The sequence below is a fragment of the Aeromonas sp. A600620 genome, from assembly GCF_029479985.1.
Classification (GTDB): domain Bacteria; phylum Pseudomonadota; class Gammaproteobacteria; order Enterobacterales; family Aeromonadaceae; genus Aeromonas; species Aeromonas veronii_A.
This window is the reverse complement of record NZ_JAAKXB010000001.1, coordinates 295,436-318,494: the sequence shown is the minus strand read 5'-3', so window position 1 is coordinate 318,494 and position 23,059 is coordinate 295,436. Positions and strand designations below refer to the sequence as shown.

Below are 23,059 nucleotides of genomic sequence, written 5' to 3'. Positions count from 1 at the left end.
AAAAAAGGCCACCACCGCAAACAGGGTGGTGGCCTTTTTTATCTCGGGTGCTGCCGCCCGCTCACCCCTTGGCGCGGCGGGCGACCAGAGTGAACTTGTAATCATCGCTCTTGAAGAAGTTGCGACTGAACTCGAACACAGTGCCATCTTGCAAGAAGCCGCGGGAGACCTTCTCGATAATGGGCTTGGCGGGATCGATACCGAGCGCCTCCACCACCTGCGCCGAGGGGAGCACCGGAATGATCTCCTGCTCGCTGCGGTCGATCACCAGCTGCTTCACCTCTTCGATGTAGTGGTACTTGGAGCCCTGCATCACCGCATAGCTGAGGTCGGGGAAGAGAGCGAGCGGCATCCAGGTCTCCTCCAGCGTCACCGCGATCTGGCGAATAAAACGCACCCGCTTGACGTAGTAGACCAGCGCCCCTTCCACCAGATTGAGCCGCTCGGCCAACTCTCTGCTCGCCTTGATCACCTCGAAGGCGAGAATGTCGCTGTGGGTCTCGACCGCCGGATCGGTCACCTTCTCATAGAGGCTGGTGAGCTGATAGATGTCGTAGTTCACCTTCTCCTGCCGCACGTAGCTGCCGCTGCCCTGAATGCTCTCGATGACGTTGAGTTCGGTCAGCTGCTTGAGCGCCTGACGCACCGTCACCCGGCTCACTCCGAACTGCTCGCGCAGCTCGGCTTCGGTGGGCAGGGCATCGCCAGGGACCAGCTCCCCTTGCGCAATCCACTGCTGGATGGTGTCGGCTATCTGGCGATACATGGGTTTTTTCGACACGAAAGGCCACCTCGTCGGCTCTGCGCCATGATAAATGGAAGAGGCGTCATTCTACCCCAGTTACCCGGCAGACAAAACGGCTCGGCCCCATTTGACCTAACAAATCACCTTGACCAAACAATACAAAAACAATACAAATAACGAATTGTATGATACCACTCACAAAAATCAGTCGGCCGGTTTGTTAGCATCGCTGTCACTTTCACCATGACGGCTTGCTGGCAAGCCAACCTGACAGAGGATCATCATGAATCTGACCAGTCTTACCGGCCCCCATCTCATCACGTTGCAAACCCGGTTTGCCGATCGGGATGCGGCCATTCATGCCCTGGCTGATCGGCTCGATCAGGCCGGCAAGCTGCACGACAAGGCCGCCTTTTTGGCTGCGGTCATGGCCCGCGAGGCACAGGGCCCCACCGCCCTTGGCGAAGGGCTTGCGGTACCTCACGGCAAGTGCGATGCGGTGCGCGAAGCGGCCTTTGCCGTCGCTACCCTGAGCGAGGAGCTGGGCTGGGAGGGGATCGACGGCCCCGAGCCGGTCAACCTGATCTTCATGCTGGCGATCCCGACCGATCAGGCGGGCTCCACCCATATGCAGCTGCTCACCACCCTCACCACCGCTCTGGTGGATGACGATACCCGCGAGGCCGTGCTGGCGGCTCAAAGTGTCGAGCAACTGATGGCACTGCTTGATGGTGAAGGGGATAGTGGCAAGCAACCAGAAAAAGAAGACAAGTTAGATACAAATAAACCCACTGTGGTCTGTGTCACCGCCTGCCCGGCGGGGATCGCCCACACCTATATGGCTGCCGAGTATCTGGAAAAGGCGGGCCGCAAGCTGGGTATTCGGGTACTGGTCGAGAAGCAGGGTGCTAATGGCATCGAGGATCGCCTGCCACAAGAGGCGCTCGATGCCGCAGTGGCCTGCATCTTCGCCGCCGAGGTGGCCATCAAGGAGCAGGAGCGTTTCGCCGGTATCCCCCGGATCGAGACACCGGTGGCCGAGCCCATCCGCCATGCCGAGCGGATCATGAATGAGGCGCTGGAAGCGGCCAAGGCCGGTCGCACCGCCCCGAAAACCAGCCCCAGCCAGAGCGACGCGCAGACCGGCAAAAAGGTGAGCCTCAAGACCGAGCTTAAACAGGCGCTGCTGAGCGGCATATCCTTTGCCGTACCGCTCATCGTGGCGGGCGGTACCGTGCTCGCCGTCTCTGTGCTGCTGGCCCAGATCTTCGGCCTGCAACATCTGTTTGATACCGAGAACTCCTGGCTCTGGATGTACCGAAAACTCGGCGGTGGCATGCTGGGCACCCTGATGGTGCCGGTGCTGGCGGCCTATACCGCCTATTCGCTGGCAGACAAACCGGCGCTGGGCCCGGGCTTTGCGGCGGGACTGGCCGCCAACATGATTGGCTCAGGTTTCCTCGGCGGCGTGGTCGGTGGTCTTATCGCCGGTTACCTGATGCGCTGGGTCAAGCAGCATGTGCGCCTTAGCCCCAACTTCAACGGCTTTCTCACCTTTTACCTCTATCCGGTGATAGGCACTCTGGTGGCGGGCAGCCTGATGCTGTTTGTCATCGGCCAGCCGGTAGCCTGGCTCAACAACAGCCTCACCGAGTGGCTCAACGGTCTCTCCGGCACCAATGCGCTGGTACTGGGCGCCCTGCTCGGCTTTATGTGCTCGTTTGACCTGGGTGGCCCGGTCAACAAGGCGGCCTACGCCTTCTGCCTCGGCGCCATGGCCAACGGCGTCTACGGCCCCTACGCCATCTTCGGCGCGGTCAAGATGGTCTCGGCCTTTACCGTCACCTTCTCCACCCTGCTGGCGCCGCGCCTGTTCCAGACCTTCGAGATCGAGACCGGCAAGTCCACCTGGCTGCTGGGGCTGGCAGGGATCACCGAGGGCGCCATTCCGATGGCCATCGAAGATCCGATCCGGGTGATCGGCTCCTTCCTCGCAGGATCGGTGGTCACCGGCGCCATGGTGGGTGCCATGGGAATTGGTCTCTCCACCCCGGGGGCCGGCATCTTCTCCCTGTTCCTGCTCCACGATGGCGGCCACGGCGCCTTGATGGCTGCCGCCGTCTGGCTCGGGGCGGCGCTGGTGGGCACCCTTATCTCCACTGTGGTGCTGATCGGCTGGCGCCGTCACGCCATGCAGCGCGGCACCTATCAGGTGGTCGCCGCAGAGTAAGGCTCATCTTCACAACCGCTTTTTCAACAGACTATTTTTCCGCACGGCAGGCAAGGGCCGCCGTGCGTCAGCAAAGGATCATTGTCATGACAGTTTCACGAGTTCACATCACGCCGCACATGCACTGGGATCGGGAGTGGTATTTCACCACCGAGGAGTCCCGCATCCTGCTGGTCAACAATATGGCGGAGATCCTGGCGCGTCTTGAATCCGACCCTGACTACAAGTTCTATGTGCTCGACGGCCAGACTGCGGTGCTGGAGGATTACTTCGCCATCCAGCCCGAGAACAAGGCTCGGGTGAAGGCGCTGGTGGAAGCGGGCAAGCTCATCATCGGCCCCTGGTACACCCAGACCGACACCATGCAGGTGAGCGGCGAGTCCATCCTGCGCAACCTGCTCTACGGGATGCGCGACTGCCTTAGCCTTGGCGAGCCGATGAAGATCGGTTACCTGCCCGACTCGTTCGGCATGTCCTCCCAGCTGCCCCACATCTTCAACGGCTTCGGGATCGATCGGGCCATGTTCTGGCGCGGCTGCTCCGAGCGTCACGGCACTGACAAGACCGAGTTCCTCTGGCAGAGCAACGATGGCAGCGAGGTAACCGCCCAGGTGCTGCCGCTTGGCTACGCTATCGGCAAGTACCTGCCGGAAGATGAAGCGGGCCTGCGCAAGCGGCTCGAATCCTACTTCGAGGTGCTGGAGAAGGCGTCGGTGACCAAGGATATCCTGCTGCCCAATGGCCACGACCAGATGCCGCTGCAACAGAACATCTTCGCCATCATCGACAAGCTGCGGGAGATCTACCCCCAGCGTGAATTCCACATGAGCCGCTTCGAGCAGGTCTTCGAGCGCATCGAGGCGTGCCGCGACCAACTGGCCACCCTCAAGGGGGAGTTCAACGACGGCAAATACATGCGGGTACACCGCACCATCTCCTCCACCCGGATGGACATCAAGCTGGCCCACGCCGCCATCGAGAACAAGATCGTCAACATCCTCGAGCCGCTGGCGAGCATCGCCTGGGCGCTCGGCTTCGAGTACCACCACGGGCTGCTTGAGAAGATGTGGAAGGAGATCATGAAGAACCACGCCCACGATAGCATCGGCTGCTGCTGCAGCGACAAGGTGCATCAGGAGGTGATGACCCGCTTCATTCTGGCCGACGACATGGCCGAGAACCTGATCCGCTTCTACATGCGCAAGATTGTCGACAACATGCCGGTGGCGCTGTGTGAAGACGGCGTACAGGTGGCCGACAAGCTCTGCCTGTTCAACCTGATGCCCTTCCCCCGTCAGGAGGTGATTAACACCAGCATCCGCATTCGCGCCCAATCCTTTGCCCTGCGCGATGAAGCGGGCCAGCCGGTCCCCTATTTCATCCGCGCCAAGCGGGAGATTGACCCGGGTCTGGTGGACAGACAGATCGTGCACTACGGCAACTACGACCCCTTTATGGAGTACGACATCCAGCTCTGTCATCCCCTGCCCGCCATGGGCTATTGCACTCTCCATATCGAGGGCAACCAGCCGGGACTGGAGCAGCCGGTGACGGCCAGCGGCGAGCTGCTGGAGAACGATTTTTACCGCATCGCCCTCAATGACAACGGCACTTTGCAGATCCTGGACAAGCTGCGCGGCACCACCTTTGATCAGGTGCTCACGCTGGAAGAGGGTTCAGATGATGGCGACGAGTATGACTACTCGCCATCGCGGGACGAGTGGCTGCGCTACTCCACCGAGTTTGCGGTGACCCGCGAGGTCACCCATCAGGCGTGGCAGAGCATCGCTACACTCAAACTGCGTATGGCATTGCCTGCCAACCTCGCCGAGCGCGCCAACCGCCAGTGCAGCGGCCACCTTGATGTCATCTGCCGCATCACCCTGGCGCATCAGTGCCCGCGTATCGATATCGAGCTGGAGCTCGACAATCAGGCTGATGACCACCGGGTGCGAGTGCTGATCCCCACCCCCTTCCCGAGCGACACGGTGGTCTCTGACAACCAGTTTGGCTGCATCACCCGCCCTACCCGCGACAGCGCCATGGCGAACTGGGAGGCAGAAGGGTGGAAAGAGGCCCCCATTCCGGTCTGGCAGCTGATGAACTTCGTCGCCCTGCAAGATGGCAAGCAGGGACTGGCGGTGCTGAGCGACGGTCTGCGCGAGTTTGAAGTGATCGGTGAGCAGTGCGACACCCTGGCACTCACCCTGCTGCGCGGGGTCGGCGTACTCGGTAAAGAGGAGCTGCTGCTGCGCCCGGGTCGCCCCTCCGGCATCAAGCTGCCCACCCCGGACTCCCAGGTGCGTGGCAAACTCAGCTGCCGTTTCAGCCTACTGGCGTTTGCCGGCGATCACATCAGCGCCAACGTGATGCAGGCGGCGCACCGCTACCTCACCCCGGTTCGCTGCTACAACAAGATCCCGTTCGATGCCATGAAGCTCAACAAGGCGAGCTTCACCACCCCGCTGCACTTCAGTCTGCTCTCCATGGATCCCTCCGGTCCGGTGCTGAGCGCCCTGAAAAAAGCCGAGGATGAAGAGGCGCTGGTGGTCCGGGTCTACAACCCGAGCGAGCAAGCGGCACTGGAAGGGGGCAAGGTGACCAGCGAACACGCCCTGAGCGAGTGGCAAGCGGTGCGGATGGATGAGCAGCCCCTGCCCCTTGAGCTGGCTGCTGGCGAGTTTGGCGAACTGGCGCCCTGCCACTCCCGCAGCGTGCGCTTTCGGGTGGCTCGCGGCTAACCGCCGGTAACACCCACAGCTAGCAACAGGCGGGGAAGAGTCATCCCCTCCCCGCCGGTTTATCCCTCAGACAGGTCTATCCAGCTTGATAAAGACATAAAAAAATCCCCGCCAATTGGCGGGGATTTTTATTGGGTTCTGCTTCATCCCGCGAGCGGGAGAGCGCGCTTAGCTGGCCTTGCGCAGGATCTGCTCAAGGTAGTCAGAGAAACGGTGACCGTGATGCTCCAGCAGTTTCGGGAACATGGAGATGGAGGTCATGCCCGGGAAGGTGTTGATTTCATTCAGCAGGATCTCCCCCTCCTCGGTCAGGAAGAAGTCGATGCGCGAGAGATGGGTCAGTTTCAGCTGACGGAACGCCTTGAGGGCATACTCGTGGATCGCATCGGCCTGCGCCTGGGTCAGCCCCTCGGCACGCAGTGCCGTCTCGGTATGGCTGGCGCTGCTGTACTTCTCTTCATAGGTGTAGAACTTGTCCTGCGGCACGCAGATCTCGCCCGGATAAGTCGCCACCAGCTCGTCACCATACTGGTAAACCGCCACTTCCAGCTCACGCGGCTTGACTGCTTTCTCGATCAGAACCTGTTCGGAGTAACCGAAGGCATCGGCAATGCCTTTTACCAGATCCGCTTCGTTGCTGGCGGAGTAGCAGCCAACGGAAGAACCCTGGGAGGCCGCCTTGATAAAGACCTTTCCCCACTTGGTCAGCGCAGCTTTGGCCTCGGCCAGCGCCGCCTCATTTTGCTCGGTCAGGAACAGGTACGGGGTGTTGGGAATGCCGATGGCGGAGAGCCACAGCTTGGTGCTGATCTTGTTGAAGCAGATCTTGCTCGCCTCGGCATCGCAACCGAGATAAGGCAATCCGGCCAGTTCGAGGAAGGATTGCAGATCGCCGGTCTCACCCGGGTAGCCGTGGATGCAGGGCACCACGTAATCCACCGGACGGGCCACGCTGTCAAACGAAAGCAGCTTGTCGAGCCCCAGCTTGCACTCGCGGCCATCGGCACTGAGCCAGCGATCGGCGAACATCTCGACGCGGGTCACTTCGACACCGGGCAGAAGGCCCAGTTGTTGCTCGAGGAAATTGGCGCTGCGCAGAGAAACCTCGTGCTCGGAGCCACCGCCGCCGCACAGCAGCAAGACATGCATGTTCTTCATTAGATGTGATCCCTTGGGAAAAGCGGCCTCGTCATGACCATTTGATAAGCCAACCACCATAAAAACCGGACGAAGCCAGATACGAACATAAGTGCGCGCCAGTGTAGCAAGGGAGATCAACCCTTGTCAGCTGATGGGAGACCCATGACCCCACTTCTTGCAGTGAAAAGCCTCCCCTGTGTCAAAATCGGGACACATTGCCCCTCAGCGCGGGGGATCGACCCTTCCCATGCCGTTGCCATTGACCCGAAACCAGCCGGCAATACTGTAGCGCTCCTGATTGGCAGGCAGTACCTCGTGGGGAAACTCCTCGGAGAGAAACATGACCAGCCGCCCCCCCTTGGGGCTGACATCCATCAGAAACTGCTCCTTGTCGTCATACATGCGCAGCACTCCACCCGCTTCGGGCAGCCAGTCGTTGTTGAGGTAAAACACGGTGGTAAGACGGCGGTTGGAGCGACCGGCAAAGGCATCCCGATGGGTGGCGTAAAAATCCCCGCTGCGATAGCGGGCGAAGTGGGCCTCGTAGTCGAACAATCCCAGCATCAGCATCCGGTTGGCGGCAAGACGCAGGGACTCCATCCGGGCGAGGTAGTCAGCCACCGGCGCACCGAGGGAGGGCTCCAGCCAGTGGATCTGGTCACGGCGAATGTCGGGATTGCCCTGGTGCAGGGCGTCACGGCCGATCCCGGCCGGTTGCCATTCGCTTGGCAAACAGGCTTTGAGGGCATCCACCTCGGTGGCGGTCAAAAAATCATCCACTATCACCCATCCCCGGGTGTAAATGGCATCCATGGCAGCTTGATAGTCCAAGATTGGCTCACAATGAGTAGAAAGAGGGCGCTTTGTAGCGACTTACCGGCAAAGTCACAAACCGGTTTGCTTCTCTTGAGAAGTCCCAACATCAATACGCGAGTTGCTGCCCGCCGCCCCGCGTTTTTGTCGACAGTTGTGATCCCGCTCTGCCAAGGAGCGTATTGGCCGTCGAAACTGTGATGGCCCTTGCAATCAAGGGGACGGATCCTTGCTCTCACCTTGCCGTTAAAAGAGCCAACCGATACCGTAGCCACATCACCATCATGTCGTTAGGCCGGCGCTCATCGCCACAACCGACCTGACACCCCACGGATAACCACGAGAAGGATCTGCTTATGCCTCTGCCCGACCTTATTTTGCAACAACTGGATGGAAGCCCCTACCCGCTGACTCAACTGGCGGGCAAGGTGGTACTGGTGGTCAATGTGGCTAGCCGATGTGGCTTTACTCCTCAATACGAGGGGCTGGAAGCCCTCTATCGCGAGCTGGGGCCAGAGGGGTTGGTGATCCTGGGCTTCCCCTGCAACCAGTTTGGCAATCAGGAGCCGGGGGATGCGGACGAGATCGCTCGCTTCTGCTCTCTCGATTATCCGGTCAGCTTCCCCATCATGGCCAAGTGCGATGTCAACGGTGAACAGGCCCACCCCCTCTATCAATGGCTCAAGAAAGAGAAACCGGGGCTGCTGGGGCTCGAAAACGTCAAGTGGAACTTCACCAAGTTCCTGATCGACCGTGATGGCAAGGTGGTTGACCGCTTTGCTCCCACCACCAAGCCGGAGAGTCTGGTCACCCCCATCCGCGACCTGCTCTGATTGCTTTTCGCGATACAAAAGAGCGGCCGGTACAACAGCTACTGCGCAGCGGCCGCTCTTTTGCTATATTACGCCCCCGTTATCATTTCCATATCGTGGCTGGCTCCAACGCGCTGGCCACCCGTTGAGCCAAAGGCTCATCTCAGGAGTTTCTCTCGAACATGTCATTCAACGAACTGGGTCTGTCCCCGCACATCCTGCGGGCCGTCAAGGAGCTGGGTTACGAACAGCCAACCCCCATCCAGCAGCAAGCCATTCCGGCTATTCTGGCTGGTCAGGATGTGCTCGGCGGTGCACAGACAGGCACAGGCAAAACGGCCGGTTTCACCCTGCCGATGTTGCAGCGTCTGCTGGCCAACCATGGCCGCGGCCGACGTCAGGTGCGCGCCCTGGTGCTCACCCCGACCCGCGAACTGGCGGCACAGGTGGGCGAGAGCATCATAAAGTATGCCCACCACCTGCCGTTCAAGACTCTGATCGCCTATGGCGGTGTCAGCATCAAGCCCAATCTGGACGCCATCAAGCTGGGGGTGGACATTTTGGTCGCCACCCCGGGCCGTCTGCTGGATCTGCTGACCCAGGGCGCCCTGACCCTGAGCCAACTGGAAGTGTTGGTACTGGATGAAGCGGATCGCATGCTCGACATGGGCTTTATCGTCGACATCCGCCGCATCATGAAGGCGCTGCCTGCAGAGCGGCAAACCCTGCTCTTCTCTGCCACCTTCTCAAACGACATCAAGGCGCTGGCCGATGACCTGCTGAACGACCCCACCCTGATCGAGGTGGACCCCAGCAATACTGCCGCGGAGCAGGTGACCCAACGCATCATTCAGGTGGATCGGGAACGCCGCCGCGAGCTGCTCTCCCACATGATTGGCCGTGGCAACTGGCAGCGGGTGCTGGTCTTTGTTCGCACCAAGCAGATCGCCGACCGCCTCGCCCAGCAGATGCAAAAAGATGGCCTCAATACCGTGGCGATCCACGGTGACAAGAGCCAGGGAGCACGCAACCGGGCGCTGGCCGATTTTCGCAGTGGCGACGTTCGGGTATTGGTGGCAACCGATATCGCCGCCCGCGGTCTGGATATCGATCAACTGCCCTACGTGATCAACTTCGAACTGCCCCAGATGGCGGAGGATTACATCCACCGTATCGGCCGTACCGGCCGCGCCGGTCGTGGCGGCGAGGCAATCTCGCTGGTCAGCCAGGACGAGCTGGGTCAGCTCAAGGCTATCGAAGCCTTGATCGGCCAATCCCTGACCGTGGAGATCCTGGAAGGGTATGAGCCAAGCGGCAAGCCGAGTCGCCAGACTCTGCCGGGCAGCAAGCCGGTGCAGAACCCGCCCCGGGCTCGCGGCCATGCCAACGCCAAGAGCAATGCCAAAGGCAAACCTGCCGCAGGCAAGGGCAAAGCCAAGGATGATGCCTCCAAGAAGCCCGCCCAGTCTCCTCAAAACAAGTCCCGCAAGCGGGAAGTGGTGGGCGAGGATATCGGCTTTGCGCCAATGCGCCGCTTGCCCAAAGCAATGCGCGACAGCTATCAGGAGAGCAGCGACGAGTAAGCTCGCGCGACGCTAACTGCCAAGCCAAAAGAGGGAGCCTGCAAGGCTCCCTCTTTCGTTGTGGATCACACGGAGCCGTGCAAATGCTCCACTCGGGCTCAGACCAGCGAATGGCGCACCGCGGCGGTACCATGGCTGGGCGGCGCTGAACCATCGAGCGGATTGAGCTGCAGGAACTCGAACAAGCCAGCCTGCATATTGACGTTCCAGAAGCGTCCGGCAAGGGTGAGTTGCAGTCGCTCATGGCTTATCTCGGCCAAGCCATGCTGCTGCCAGGCCGAGAAGAGCGGCATCAGATGAGCACGCAAGGAGACCGGCAGACGATCCAGCGCCAGCACGCCACTGTCGAGGGCACCGCGCAGCAGACCGTCCATCCTTGCATTGGGATTGCGCCCCATCACCATCCCGGGCGCCCGCTTGCCACTGGCCAGCGCGTCGTGCCAGGGGGCCAGATCCCGTCCATACATCAAGCCGTGGCCAAGAATGCTGCCCCCCGCACCGGCGCCAAAGGGGAGGATCTCCGCACCGCGCTTGGCCATCTGGTTATAACGACTCTGCTCGGCCGGACTGCGCCGCCAGTGACTGCAAGAGAGACGCTCCCAGCCGTGGGCTTCCAGTTGCGCCCCGCCATAGGCATACATGGCCGCCCGCTGCTGGCCATCGGCGAGCCAATCCAGGGTGCCCTTCTCCTGCGCCCGCTCCAGATTGGTGCCCTGCATGGCGATGAGCTGATAGAGATCGACCCCGTGTACACCGCTCGCCATCACATCGCGGATATCCTGCTGCCACACGGCATCATCCTGACCGGGCAGACCAAAGATGAGATCCGCCACGATCACAGCCGCATCATCCCGGGTCAGCTCACCCAGACGGGTCAGCAGCGTCTCCCTGTCATCGAAACGGGCCGCCTGCTGACGCACCCGGGTATCAAAGCTCTGCACCCCGAATGAGAAGCGGTTGAAGCCCCCGGCCAGCGCCACCTGCCATTTCTCATCATCAAAGCCGTTGAGCCGCCCCTCCAGCGTCACCTCGGCATCGGCCGACAACGGAAAACGGCGGATCACGGCGGCCAGCATGGCCAGCTCGTCGGCGCTCATGTCGGTCGGCGTACCGCCCCCCACATAGACGGCTGAAAATGGCAGGCTCTGCGCCAGCGGGGTGTCAGCCGCCTGCGCAAGGGAGGCGCACAGAGCGTTGACATAGCGGTTGATCCGCGCCGGGTTGGCGCCATTTTCAAAGAAATTGCAGAAGCTGCAGCGCTTGCGGCAAAACGGAATATGGATGTAGAGGGCGCGCTCCTCAGCTTCACTCTCTCGCTGCCACCAGCTCTGCCAGCCAGCCTCATCCAGCGGGAAGGGGCGCATCCCTCCCCGACTGGCGTGGGCCGAGGTCTTGGCGCTAAAGGCAAACTTGAGGGGATCCGGCGAGGAGATACCGGTCATGGAAGGGGTCAGATTCATGGTGGTCACTATTTAGAAAATAATGACAATGATAACGATTATCGTTACTTGCATTTTGTTCTGGATCAACCCGCAGAGCCGTGCAGCTCGTCGAAGTCATTTTGGCAACCAGCATTACCGATCCGCTTAACAGATTATTTACTAAAGAGCGGTTATGGTGTGCCGATAGAGAACCATCATTCTTGCTCTCCTCGCCTACGCTCAGATGAAGCTGGAACAGATAAAACACAACAACGCATGGAACGCCCCGACTATGCATAACCTCTCCCTGAACTGGAAAATCTTTCTCCCTCTTGCGCTGGTCATCAGCACCACCTTTGGCCTCAGCTTCGAGCTCTCTGCCTGGCTGCAACGGGATCTCGCCATCCGGCTGGCAGAGGAGAAGGTTGAGAGCATGGCCAACACCTATATGGATCAGGTCAACGTGCTGATGATGACAGGTGGCATGGCCAACCGGCAGATAGTGCAGACCAAACTCAAGAGTGAAGCGGGCATTGTTGAGGCTCGTCTGGTTCGAGCCCCGGCCGTCAGCAACCTGTTTGGCCCGGGTTTCCCGGACCAGAAAGCCCAGGACAGCTTCGACGAACGCGCCATCAATCAGGGGGAAACCATCCTGCAGCAGCAGGGCAACCGGCTCACCCTGATCAAACCGTTCAAAGCCTACAAGGAGTATCGCGGCACCCAATGTCTCACCTGTCACCAGGTCAATGAAGGGACCGTAATGGGGGCAGTGCGGATCAGTTATGACCTCAGCCACACCTTCGGCGAGATCCGCCACAACAACCTGATCCTGAGCGGCAGTCTGGCCCTTGTCTTCAGCCTCGGTTTCGGCCTGCTGTGGTGGGTATTGCAACGCTATGTAAAACACCCGCTGCGGCAACTGCAACGTACCATGCTCCAGATGGCCAAAGAGCGTAACCTCGCTATCCCCCTGCTCAACCAGAGTCAGGATGAGCTGGGCCAGATGACCCGTGCCGTCAATGAGATGGTGCAGGGCTTCAGGCACAGCCTGCAGGAAGTAGAAGGGGCGACCCATCAGCTCTATCAGGAGTCGAGCCAGATCCGTCAGGTGGCGACCCAGACAGAAAACTCGGCCCGTCAGCAAGAGTCGATGACCACTCAGGTTGCCGCCGCTGTAAGCGAGCTTGCGGCAAGCTCCCACGAAGTGCGCGAACATGCCCGCAAGAGCGCCGAGCTCTCCGCCCTCACCAATCAGGATGCCGCCAATACCAGCCGCCTCGCCCAGCACTCCATCATAGATATGGGCGAGATGTCGGCAGAAATTGATCGGGTGGATCAGGTGATCCAGCAACTCGATAGCCGCTGCCTCGCCGTTGACGGTGTGCTTGAGGTGATCAAGGGGATTGCCGATCAGACCAACCTGCTGGCCCTCAACGCCGCCATTGAAGCGGCCAGGGCCGGCGAGCAGGGCCGTGGCTTTGCGGTGGTAGCCGATGAAGTGCGGGCCCTCTCTAACCGTAGCCGCGCCGCCAGCGAGGAGATCTCCCAGATGATCGCCGCCCTGCAAAACGAGGCCCAAAGCGCCGTTGTGGTGATCGGGGATGCAAAAAGCAAAGCCGGTGAGAGCATCAGCAAGACAGAGGCAACCCTGGCGGCCATGCAAAACATCATTGGACGCATCGCCAGCATCAATGACCTCAACGCCCAGATGGCACAATCAGCAGAAGAGCAGGACAGGGTCTGCAGCGAAGTGGATCACGCGGTCAGCGACATTCGCAATACGTCCAATGACACTCTGGGTCAGGCCCATGCCGCCAACCTCGCCAGTATCCAGCTGGTCGAGCAGTGTCAAAAACTGGAGGCCTTGCTGAAAACCTACCGCTGGTAATCCAGCCAATGGCAACAAGCGCGCTCCCGAGTCGCGCTTGTTGCCGCAAACTACCCTTGATGGGCGGTGTCGAGCATTCATCAATCCTCTTCAGCACATAGCATGTGTGCTTCATCTCCCTTGGCAACATAGCCTCAACAGTCATCCCACCAGGGATCCAGCAAGGTGAGCTGCTGGCGGTCGAGATCGAGCGCCACCTCGATACCCAGCGGCAACGTCAGCATGGGGTGGGTATGGGCGCAGTCAAACTCCGCCAGAATGGGGAAGTTCGGCTCCCCCACCACCTCCAGCAGGATATCGAGGGGGCGCTTGCCGCTGCCCTGATCGTTGAACAACTCGTGCTTGCCGAGGATAAGCGCGCCGATCCGCTCAAACACCCCGCACAGCTTGAGGTGGGCGAAGGAGCGCTCCAGCGTCTCGGCAGATTTCAGGCTGTCTTCCAGCAGCAGAATGTCACCAGACTCGATGGCTGGCATATAGGGGGAGCCCCAGATCCCCGCCATGGTGTTGAGGTTGCCACCCATCAGCCGCCCCTCAACCCGGCCAGAACCCACCGAGCTCAGCCGATTGGGCTGGCAGCGCTTGGCCCGGGTCTGATTCTCCCAGTCCAGCCGTTCATCGCTCCACTGCGCTGGCGTAGGCAGCGTGCAGGGGACGCCAGCTTCATCGGCCAACGCAATCTGTAAAAAACTGGCCAGCGTCTCATCCACCAGCGGCGGCAACTCGCCAAAGGAGGCCACCAGCGCCGGGCCATAAAAGGTAACCAGGCCAGTTTGGGCGTGGATGCCGAGCAGCAGGGCCGTCACATCGGAGTAGCCAACGATGATCTTGGGATCGCGCCTCAGCGCATCAAAATCGAGGTAGGGCAGCAGGGAGTTGGAGTTGCTGCCGCCAATCACCGACATGATGCAGCGCACTTCTGGGTCGCGAATAAGGGCGTTGAGCTCCTCGGCCCGCGCGGCAATGGGGCCGGATCGCCAGTGATCCTGCTGGCCGGTGAGGCTGCCCGCCTTGAGCCTAAAGCCCTGCCCCTCAAGAAAGGCTTTTGCGCGGGCAAAACGGTTGGGTGCCCAAGCGGTCGCCGCGCTGGAGGGGGAGAAAAAAGCGATGGTATCGCCACGTTTAAGCAGCGGGGGAACCAATAACGTCATGACACACTCATCCTTGCCAATATCCAGCCATCACAGAGTCGTTGAGACTCCTACACAACCCCTTTGATCACAACGGGTTTATCACCATCGTTTAGAAATACAAAACACTTGATTCATTATTAACAGATATTCTAAACACCATCCCCTTCCTAGAATGACCTCATTGCGATGGCCAACCCCGGTTGGTTGTCAGAACGGTCGGCCTGACAGCCCGGACGTTCTCTTTCCCACTTTTTCTCTCTGACTTATCAATGAGGTGCCTGTCATGAACAAAAACGCATCCCCCAGCGCATTGGTTGTAGAAGGCGGCGCCATGCGCGGCATATTTGCCAGCGGCGTGCTGGATGCGTTTATCGAGCATGACTATCGCCCATTTGACTTCGCCATCGGCGTCTCGGCGGGGGCCACCAACTTGCTGGCTTATCTCGCCAGCCAGCATGGCCGCAGCCACGAGATCCTGACCAAACTGGCGTGCAGCCAGCAGTTTATGGACCCCCTGCGCTTTGCCAAGGGGGGCAATCTGGTGGACATCCACTGGCTGTGGAACACCAGCTGCCGCAAGTATCCCCTCGACATTCACGCCTACCGGGAGACCGGCATCCCCTTCTATGCGGTGGTGACCAATACCCTGACCGGCAAGGCGGAGTACATCCGGGTCAAGCCGGAGAACATGAACGAGGTGCTGCCCGCCAGCTGCGCCATTCCCCTCGCCTCCCACGAATACCCAGAGGTGCACGGGGTACCGATGACAGATGGCGGGGTGGCCGACTCCATCCCGGTGATCGAGGCCTACCGCCGCGGTGCCCGTCACCTGACGGTGATCCTCTCCGAGCCCCTTGGCTATCGGCTCAAGCCGATGCCCTTCCCCTGGATGATCCGTACCCTGCTCAAGACCCGCCCCGCGCTGGCACAGGCGCTGGAGCAGCGGGATCGCAGCTACAACGAGGCGCTCGATTTTATCGCCAATCCGCCGGAGGACTGCCAGATCGAGGTGATCGCCCCGGCCGACTACTTCCCCGTTTCCCGTTTTACCCGCGATATCAACAAGCTGGAGATGGGATACGTGATGGGCAAGTGCGCAGGCTATCAGGCCGCCCTGCTCAATTGATAAGGGTTTTACAGGCATGACCCGACCTGCCGCGACGCTCGCGCCGCCAACACAATAACAATCGGGTCAGTTGAGCAACATGAGTCATAAAAACAGACCGTGGCGAGGCAAGCGCGGCCAGAACCGGTGCCAGACACCCTGACCGGCCCGCGCCTCATCCCTATGCCAGGGCATCTCACCCTCATACAAGGTGTTTATTTATGTCGTTTCTTCTCACCCATCCCGCGCTGGCGCAGCTGTTCGAGCGGCTGCTGCCCGATTACCGGATCATGGCGCCCGCGGCCGAATATCGGGGCGGCCGCTTCTCCGACACCGATAACGTCACCTACCACAGCATCCGCCATCCGGCCGAGCTGGTGTGGCAGGAGAAGTCCCACTTCTCCCCGAAAGAGGTGGTGCTCCCCATCACCCAGACCCTGTTCCACTTCGACAATCTGGAGCTGCGCGAATCAAAGGTGGAGGCCAAGCCCACCCTGCTGTTCTTGCGCAGCTGTGATATCCACGCTCTGCGCAGGCTGGATCAGGTCTACCTGAAAAACGGCCAGAACAGCGACGTCTACTACGCCCGGCTGCGCAGCAAGCTCAAGCTGGTACTGCTGGAGTGCCGCGAGAGCTTCGAGAACTGCTTCTGCGTCTCCATGGGCAGCAACGAGACCCAGGACTACGCCGCCGCCATTCGTCTGAGCGATGAGGGTGCCCGTATTGAGGTGAAGGATCCCGAGCTGCTCGGCTACTTTGCCGAACTGGGCGAAGCCGATGACTTCACCCCGGAATTTGTCCAGAGCAACCCGGTCAAGGTACGCACTCCGGACAGCGTCTGTGACGACCCCCAGCGGATCCGCCAGATCCTCACCGCCCATCCGGTCTGGGCCGAGTACGACAGCCGCTGCATCGGCTGCGGCCGCTGTACCACCTCCTGCCCGACCTGCAGCTGCTACAGCGTGCACGACCTCACCTATGCGGAGAACCCCAAGCAGGGCGAGCGCCGTCGCCAGTGGGCCAGCTGCATGGTGGATGGCTTCAGCGACATGGCCGGTGGCCACGGTTTTCGCGCAAAGCATGGCGAGCGCCTGCGTTATCGCGCCCTGCACAAGGTCAACGACTACAAGGCCCGTCAGGGAGAGGAGCACATGTGCGTCGGCTGTGGCCGCTGCGACGATCGCTGCCCTCACTACATCTCCTTTAGCAACATCATCAACAAGATGACCGATGTGGTCGAACAGACCATCGCAGCCGACCACGCGCAGGGGGCGAACTGATATGTGCCAGTGCCAACAAACCGCAACAGCAGAACCGCAGCAGGACGTGGTCGAAAACCGCCTGCTGCCCAAGGCCTACACCATTCTGGCCATCGAGCGCCACACCGAGCTGGAGTGGAACTTTCGAGTATCACGCGACTTTGATGTCCACTACGGCCAGTTTGTGGAGATCTCCCTGCCCACCGTGGGCGAAGCGCCCATCTCGGTCTCCGACTATGGCGATGGCTATGTGGATCTGTTGATCCGCAAGGTCGGCAAGGTGACCGATGCGCTGTTTGCCCTCGATGTGGGCGACAAGGTGTGGATGCGCGGCGTCCACGGTAACGGCTATCCGCTGGAGACCTACCGCAACCAGCACCTCATCGTGGTGGCGGGCGGCACCGGCGTCGCGCCGGTCAAGGGGCTGCTGCGCCGCTTCAGCAAACATCCGGAAGAGGTGAAATCCCTCGACATGATCCTCGGCTTCAAGAACGAGCAGGCGGTGCTCTATCGCCACGAGATGCAGCTCTGGGCCGAGCAGCAGAACCTCATCGTCACCCTGGACGAGGGCAAGGAGAGCGAGCAGTTTCGCATCGGCCGGGTCACCGACTACATCGACCAGCTGGATCTCGCTGACAAGGAGGATATCCAGGTGATCGTGGTCGGCCCCCCCATCATGATCCGCTTCGTGGTGCTCGCCTTCCTCGAACGGGGCATCCCCAAGGATCGCATCTGGGTCGACTACGAACGCCGCATGGCCTGCGCCGTGGGCAAGTGTGGCCACTGCCGGATGGGCGACACCTATATCTGCGTGGATGGACCGGTCTTTCGTTTTGACCAGGCCCAGCATCTGATCGACTGAGGGAGAACACCATGAGTCTCGATATCGACATCATCAAGGCCCGCGCCAAGAACGAATACCGCCTCTCCAAGGTGCGCGGCGAAGCGATGATCAGCGTACGCATTCCCGGCGGGATCATGCCCGCCCACCTGCTGGCGGTGGCCCAGCAGATCGCCGAACAGTATGGCAACGGCCTGATCCACCTCACCACCCGCCAGAAGCTGGCGATGCCCGGCATCAAGTATCAGGACATGGACAAGGTCAACGCCGCTCTCGAGCCCTTTATCAAGGAGATCGAGGTGGAGACCTGCGGCATCGAGGTAGAAGACACCACAGCCGGTTACCAGACCATCGGCGGGCGCAACATCGTCGCCTGTCAAGGCAACACCATCTGCCAGAAGGGCAATATCGACTGCACCGGGATGGCTCAGCGGATGGAGAAGCACCTCTACCCCAACCCCTATCACCTCAAGATGGTGATCGCCGGCTGCCCCAACGACTGCGCCAAGGCCAACATGGCCGACTTCGGTATCCTCGGCATCGCCAAGATCCACTTCAATGCCGAGCGTTGCATCGGCTGCGGCGCCTGCGTCAAGGCGTGCAGCCACCACGCGGTGGATTGCCTCGCCATCAAGCATGGCAAGGCGGTCAAAGAGGAGAGCAAGTGCATCGGCTGTGGCGAGTGTGTGCTGGCCTGCCCGACCCTGGCCTGGCAGCGGGATCCCAAGCAGCTCTACATGGTCAAGCTGGGGGGACGCACCAGCAAGAAGACTCCCCGTACCGGCAAGCTGTTCCTCAACTGGGTGACCGAAGAGGTGCTGCATGCGGTGATCAAGAACCTGTTCGAGTTCGAGGCCGAGATGCTGGATGGCAAGCCCATCTACCTGCACATGGGTCACCTTATCGACCGGGCCGGTTATCACAAGTTCAAGGAGCGGGTGCTGCGCGGCGTCACCCTCAACCCGGAAGCCATGGTCGCTGACCGCATCTTCTGGGCCGAAGATCAGTACGTCGCCAACATGCACGTCAAAGCGGTGCAATAGGAAAAACCTCGTTTGGGGAAGCGTGATCAAGTGGCCGACACCGGTGGGGATCTGTCGTTGGCCCGGGCGTAGATCACCCTTCCCCTTTTTTATTCCCGTCGGGGGATCTTTCACCCGACCATCCGGGGTGCGTCACGGCGCGCCCTGCTATCTCGCCCGGCGCGGCATTGCGAGCGGGCCAGCATCCGGAGCCTGTTATGGACTTTCTCCCTCTCTTCTGTCAGCTGCAAAACAAGCCGGTCCTGATCGTCGGCGGCGGTGAGGTGGCGGTGCGCAAGGCGCGTCTGCTGCTCGATGCCAAGGCGAAGATCACCATCAATGCCCCGCATCTGGAACCCCAGCTGATGAGCTGGGCCGAGCAGGGTCGCCTGACCGTCTGCGCCGCCAGCTTTCATCCCGAACTGCTCGATGGCAAGTGGTTGGTGATCGCCGCCACCAACCAGCAAGAGGTCAACCAGCAGGTCTTCAACGAAGCGAACCTGCGCCAGATCTTCTGCAATGTGGTGGACTCCCCGGCCCACTGCAGCGCCATCATGCCCGCGATCATCGACCGCTCGACGCTGATGGTGGCCATCTCCAGCGCAGGTGCGGCGCCGGTTCTAAGCCGCCAGCTGCGGGAAAAACTTGAAGCCATGCTGCCGCAACACCTCGGCCAGCTCGCTGCGCTGGCGGGCAAGCTGCGCGAGCGGGTCAAACTCATTCCGGACAAGCTGGCCCGCCGCCGCTTCTGGGAGCGACTCTTTAGCCATGAGCGACTGGCATGCCAGCTGGCCCGCGGCCAGCAGCAAGCTGCCGAGCAGAGCGTCGCAGAGCTATTGAATGAGCCACTGCAGAGCAAGGGAAGCGTAACCCTGGTGGGCGCCGGCCCTGGCGATGCGGGACTGCTTACCCTAAGCGGTCTGCAGCAGTTGCAGCAGGCGGATGTAGTGGTCTATGACCGGCTGGTGTCGCAGGAGGTGCTGGCACTTGTGCGCCGGGATGCCGAGCGGATCTTTGTTGGCAAGGAGGCGGGCCGCCACTGTGTGCCCCAGCAGGCGATCAACCAGCTATTGCTGGAGCAGGCCCGCCTCGGCAAACAGGTGGTGCGGCTCAAGGGGGGCGATCCCTTTATCTTTGGCCGGGGTGGCGAGGAGCTGGAAACCCTGGCCGAGGCGGGCATCCCCTTCTCGGTAGTACCGGGCATTACGGCTGCGTCGGGCTGCGCCGCCTACAGCGGCATTCCCCTCACCCACCGCGATCATGCCCAGCGGGTGCAGTTCATCACCGGCCACGACAAGGAGGGCAATATCGCCCAGGAGTGGTCGGCGCTGGCGGCCCGCCGCCAGACTCTGGTCTTCTACATGGGGCTGGCCCACGCCGCCCGCATTCAGGATGAGCTGCAAACCCACGGCATGCCCGGTCATACCCCGGTGGCGCTGGTGGAGCAAGGCACCCAGCTCAGTCAGCGGGTGGTGCGCGGCGAGCTGCAGCAGTTGGCCGAACTGGCCCGTCAGGTGAAGAGCCCGAGCCTCATCATCATCGGCTCGGTGGTCACTCTGGCCGACCAGCTCGACTGGTATGGCAACGACAGAAATTGATCAATAAACGAGAAGGGCCGACAACCGGGTTGTCGGCCCTTGGGCAGCCAGCAGTTATCCACTTTATCCGTGACCCTGCCTGCGACGGCAGTTGTCGGCAACCCTTGCGTGGCGCATCACACCAGCACGGCAGTACCACTGATGCTGACCATCAGCATGCTGCCGTTTTGCCCCACCACTTCGTAGTCGATATCGATACCGACCACCGCATTGGCGCCAAGGGCGGCAGCGCGCTCTTTCAGCTCATCGAAAGCGATGTCGCGGGCACGGGCCAGCTCTTTTTCATAGGCGCCGGAGCGGCCGCCGATGATGTCGCGGATCCCGGCAAAGAGATCCTTGAAAATGTTGGCGCCGAGAATGGCTTCGCCAACCACGATGCCGCGGTATTCACGAATGGTTTTGCCTTCCAGCGTGGGGGTCGTCGAGAGGATCATCTTGAACTCCTGTGAGTAGCAGAAGGCCCCAGACTACCCCAACTGACAGCAAATCCCAACCGGGTGGTGGCCTGTACGACGCCGTCATTAAAAATCACGACGGTCAGATAAAAAACACCGCGCACGGGGCGCGGTGTTTGTTTCAGAGGGCCATTGCAAACGGCAACGCCATTACGGGTTGTAGGAGACCACCGAGCCACTGAGGCCGGTCATCTGGGAGATCCGTCCCTGCATCCCCTGCAGTTTGGCCTTGGAGACATCCGGCCCGATAAAGACACGGTTGAGCTGACCCTGCACCGGTGTGCGCGGCGAGGTGTGGGCAGAGTAGCCCGCCGCCCGCAGCTTGCTCACCAGCGCGTTGACGCTGTCGACGTTCTTGAAGGCACCAAGCTGGAGGATCCAGCTACCCTGCGCGGCCGCGGGTGCAGGTGTGGTCGACTGATTCATCTTGCTTTCAATCAGATCATCGAGGGACTTGATCTGACCCGCCTGTGGTTTGGCTGGCGCAGGTGCCTTGGCCACTTCAACCGGTTTGACTGGCGTCGGCTTGGGTGCTGGCTTGGGCGGTTCGACCGGTTTTTTGGCCACCACTTCTGGCTTGGGCTGTGGCTTGGGTTGGGCATTCTGTTGCGACTGGACCGGTGCGGCAGGGGTTGTCGCCAGCTGCGCGCCGTTGCCCTGACCGGCGAGGGTCATGGGGTCAGCCACCTCTTCCACTTGCCACTGCTGGGCCGCAGAGGCCTGTTGCTGGCTGGCCAGATGATCGGCGGGCAGGCTGCTGGCTGCCGAGACCTGCAGCGCAGGCTTGGCAGGCTCCAGCTCGGGGCGCAGCGGGATCTTGGCAAAGGCCTCCTCCTTTTGTGCCAGCTTGTGACCATCCAGCAAGTCCGGCAGGAAAATAACAACCAGGGCCACCAGGATGACGGTGCCCACCAGACGGTTTTGAAACTTCGAGGCCAAGTTGAATCCTACCTTTACGTAACTCAATATGCGATTTGGCTCCCCGCCAAAGGGCTGGGGAGCCGGGGTGTGGCCTAGACGGCGACACCCGCCAGAATGTCGGCGACAGTGTAAAACGAACCAAACACAATGACCATATCGTCCGGACTCGATGCGGCCAACGCTGCCTGATAAGCGGCGCTGACATTATCAAACTCCCTGGCAGGCCCCTTGCCCTCTCCCAACGCCGCAGCCAGTTGCGCAGCGGTGGCGGCGCGCGGGCCGGTGAGGCTGGCCAGATACCACTCGCCGATCAGACCGTCGAGCTCAGCAAGTGACCCCGCCATGTCCTTGTCTTTGAGCATGCCGACCACGGCACGGCGCACACCCGTGCAGGGCATCTTGCGCAATTGCGCGGCCAGATAGGCTGCCGAATGGGGGTTATGGGCCACATCGACGATCACCAGCGGCGCACTTTGCAACTGCTGCATCCGGCCAGCCAGCCGGGCATTGGCAAGCCCGTCACGAATGGCGGACTCCGGCAGCGGCAAGCCGAGGGATTCCAGCGCCGCCAGCACGGTCACCGCGTTCATCAGCGGCAGCGCCGGTTTTGGCAGATCCCGCCACTGGTTGAGGCCGTGATAATCCCAACCGCTCTCGTGCTCATCGCCACGAAAATCGAGACCGACCTGACGCAGGTTGGCGCCAAGACGCTGTGCTTCGCTCGCGATAGTCGCAGGTGGATTGGGCTCACCGCTGATGGCGGGTTTGCCGGCGCGATAGACCCCAGCCTTCTCCACCGCCACGGCTTCACGGGTATCACCCAGCCAGTCGCAGTGATCGAGGGCAATGGAGGTGATCATCGCCACATCGGACTCCACCACATTGGTGGCGTCGAGCCGACCACCCAGCCCCACCTCCAGCAGCAGCACATCGGGCGCGGCGCGGCGAAACAGCCACAGCCCAGCCAGTGTCGCGAACTCGAAGAAAGTGAGGGCAATCTCGCCGCGAGCCGCTTCCACCTCGGCAAAAGCGGCGCAGTGATCGCTGTCGGCCAGCTCTTGCCCGTTGACCCGCACCCGCTCGGTAAAGCGCAGCAGATGGGGCGAGGAGTAAACGCCGACCTTGTAGCCTGCGGCCATCAGAATGCTGGCCGCCATGGCACAGCTGGAGCCCTTGCCGTTGGTGCCCGCCACCGTGACCACCTTGAACGGCAGTTGGGTCAGCCCCATACGCCGGGCAACGGCACCGACCCGATCCAGACCCATGTCGATATTGACCGGATGGATCTGCTCCAAATAAGAAAGCCAGTCGACAAGCGACCGGCTTTGGGATTGTTGCATGTTTGAACTCAT

Annotated in this window: 18 protein-coding genes; 10 read left to right on the top strand and 8 right to left on the bottom strand. The window is 61.1% G+C overall.

Annotation, left to right across the window (positions count from 1 at the left end; all coding sequences use genetic code 11):
• Positions 1 to 61: 61 nt before the first annotated feature.
• Positions 62 to 781, bottom strand: coding sequence for a GntR family transcriptional regulator (locus G5533_RS01360; RefSeq protein ID WP_441254312.1), 720 nt, complete (start codon positions 779 to 781; stop codon positions 62 to 64).
• Between the two features lie 247 nt (positions 782 to 1,028).
• Here G5533_RS01360 and mngA point away from each other — a divergent pair, with 247 nt between their 5' ends.
• Together mngA and mngB are read left to right on the top strand one after the other, a co-directional pair.
• Positions 1,029 to 2,975 carry a PTS 2-O-a-mannosyl-D-glycerate transporter subunit IIABC gene (mngA, locus tag G5533_RS01355; protein WP_441254310.1) on the top strand — a complete coding sequence of 649 codons (1,947 nt, stop codon included), beginning with the start codon at positions 1,029 to 1,031 and terminating at the stop codon, positions 2,973 to 2,975.
• 86 nt (positions 2,976 to 3,061) lie between these two features.
• The gene (gene mngB / locus G5533_RS01350; protein WP_441254308.1) at positions 3,062 to 5,716 is read left to right on the top strand and encodes a mannosylglycerate hydrolase; all 2,655 of its coding nucleotides are present in this window, start codon (positions 3,062 to 3,064) and stop codon (positions 5,714 to 5,716) included.
• 168 nt (positions 5,717 to 5,884) lie between these two features.
• On the opposite strand, the gene G5533_RS01345 is transcribed toward mngB, so the two are convergent.
• The gene (locus G5533_RS01345) at positions 5,885 to 6,874 is read right to left on the bottom strand and encodes a D-alanine--D-alanine ligase (RefSeq protein WP_100653575.1); all 990 of its coding nucleotides are present in this window, start codon (positions 6,872 to 6,874) and stop codon (positions 5,885 to 5,887) included.
• 204 nt (positions 6,875 to 7,078) lie between these two features.
• Positions 7,079 to 7,687: a 2OG-Fe(II) oxygenase gene (locus G5533_RS01340; protein WP_265783640.1), complete on the bottom strand. Its 609-nt coding sequence runs from the start codon at positions 7,685 to 7,687 to the stop codon at positions 7,079 to 7,081.
• Positions 7,688 to 8,025: 338 nt separating this feature from the next.
• On the opposite strand from G5533_RS01340, the gene G5533_RS01335 reads away from it, so the two are divergent.
• Positions 8,026 to 8,502, top strand: a complete 477-nt coding sequence (locus tag G5533_RS01335) for a glutathione peroxidase (RefSeq protein ID WP_040066373.1) — start codon at positions 8,026 to 8,028, stop codon at positions 8,500 to 8,502.
• Between the two features lie 161 nt (positions 8,503 to 8,663).
• Positions 8,664 to 10,064: a DEAD/DEAH box helicase gene (locus tag G5533_RS01330; RefSeq protein ID WP_266133891.1), complete on the top strand. Its 1,401-nt coding sequence runs from the start codon at positions 8,664 to 8,666 to the stop codon at positions 10,062 to 10,064.
• Positions 10,065 to 10,162: 98 nt separating this feature from the next.
• On the opposite strand, the gene hutW is transcribed toward G5533_RS01330, so the two are convergent.
• Positions 10,163 to 11,524 carry a heme anaerobic degradation radical SAM methyltransferase ChuW/HutW gene (gene hutW / locus G5533_RS01325; protein ID WP_421221530.1) on the bottom strand — a complete coding sequence of 454 codons (1,362 nt, stop codon included), beginning with the start codon at positions 11,522 to 11,524 and terminating at the stop codon, positions 10,163 to 10,165.
• A gap of 253 nt (positions 11,525 to 11,777) precedes the next feature.
• Between hutW and G5533_RS01320 the strand changes: the two genes are divergently transcribed.
• Positions 11,778 to 13,373: a methyl-accepting chemotaxis protein gene (locus G5533_RS01320; RefSeq protein ID WP_441254304.1), complete on the top strand. Its 1,596-nt coding sequence runs from the start codon at positions 11,778 to 11,780 to the stop codon at positions 13,371 to 13,373.
• Between the two features lie 134 nt (positions 13,374 to 13,507).
• Here G5533_RS01320 and G5533_RS01315 read toward each other — a convergent pair whose 3' ends face one another.
• Positions 13,508 to 14,524, bottom strand: coding sequence for a S66 family peptidase (locus tag G5533_RS01315; RefSeq protein WP_441254302.1), 1,017 nt, complete (start codon positions 14,522 to 14,524; stop codon positions 13,508 to 13,510).
• A gap of 265 nt (positions 14,525 to 14,789) precedes the next feature.
• Between G5533_RS01315 and G5533_RS01310 the strand changes: the two genes are divergently transcribed.
• The 5 genes from G5533_RS01310 (at position 14,790) to cysG (ending at position 20,331) form a co-directional block, all read left to right on the top strand.
• Positions 14,790 to 15,632, top strand: a complete 843-nt coding sequence (locus G5533_RS01310; protein ID WP_005333746.1) for a patatin-like phospholipase family protein — start codon at positions 14,790 to 14,792, stop codon at positions 15,630 to 15,632.
• A gap of 200 nt (positions 15,633 to 15,832) precedes the next feature.
• The gene (gene asrA / locus G5533_RS01305; protein WP_421309642.1) at positions 15,833 to 16,891 is read left to right on the top strand and encodes an anaerobic sulfite reductase subunit AsrA; all 1,059 of its coding nucleotides are present in this window, start codon (positions 15,833 to 15,835) and stop codon (positions 16,889 to 16,891) included.
• Between the two features lies 1 nt (position 16,892).
• Positions 16,893 to 17,732 carry an anaerobic sulfite reductase subunit AsrB gene (asrB, locus tag G5533_RS01300; protein WP_204383048.1) on the top strand — a complete coding sequence of 280 codons (840 nt, stop codon included), beginning with the start codon at positions 16,893 to 16,895 and terminating at the stop codon, positions 17,730 to 17,732.
• Positions 17,733 to 17,743: 11 nt separating this feature from the next.
• Complete coding sequence (gene asrC, locus G5533_RS01295; protein WP_201902486.1) at positions 17,744 to 18,754, top strand: sulfite reductase subunit C; 1,011 nt, start codon at positions 17,744 to 17,746, stop codon at positions 18,752 to 18,754.
• A 197-nt stretch (positions 18,755 to 18,951) separates the two neighbouring features.
• Entirely contained in the window at positions 18,952 to 20,331 is a 1,380-nt protein-coding gene (cysG, locus tag G5533_RS01290; protein ID WP_441254298.1) for a siroheme synthase CysG, read from the top strand.
• A gap of 116 nt (positions 20,332 to 20,447) precedes the next feature.
• Here cysG and G5533_RS01285 read toward each other — a convergent pair whose 3' ends face one another.
• From G5533_RS01285 to folC, 3 genes are all read right to left on the bottom strand, one after another.
• On the bottom strand, positions 20,448 to 20,765 hold the full coding sequence (locus G5533_RS01285; RefSeq protein ID WP_216953896.1) for a heavy metal-binding domain-containing protein: 318 nt from the start codon (positions 20,763 to 20,765) through the stop codon (positions 20,448 to 20,450).
• A 171-nt stretch (positions 20,766 to 20,936) separates the two neighbouring features.
• Positions 20,937 to 21,725: a cell division protein DedD gene (dedD, locus tag G5533_RS01280; RefSeq protein WP_421235883.1), complete on the bottom strand. Its 789-nt coding sequence runs from the start codon at positions 21,723 to 21,725 to the stop codon at positions 20,937 to 20,939.
• Between the two features lie 74 nt (positions 21,726 to 21,799).
• Positions 21,800 to 23,059, bottom strand: a complete 1,260-nt coding sequence (gene folC, locus G5533_RS01275) for a bifunctional tetrahydrofolate synthase/dihydrofolate synthase (RefSeq protein ID WP_441254296.1) — start codon at positions 23,057 to 23,059, stop codon at positions 21,800 to 21,802.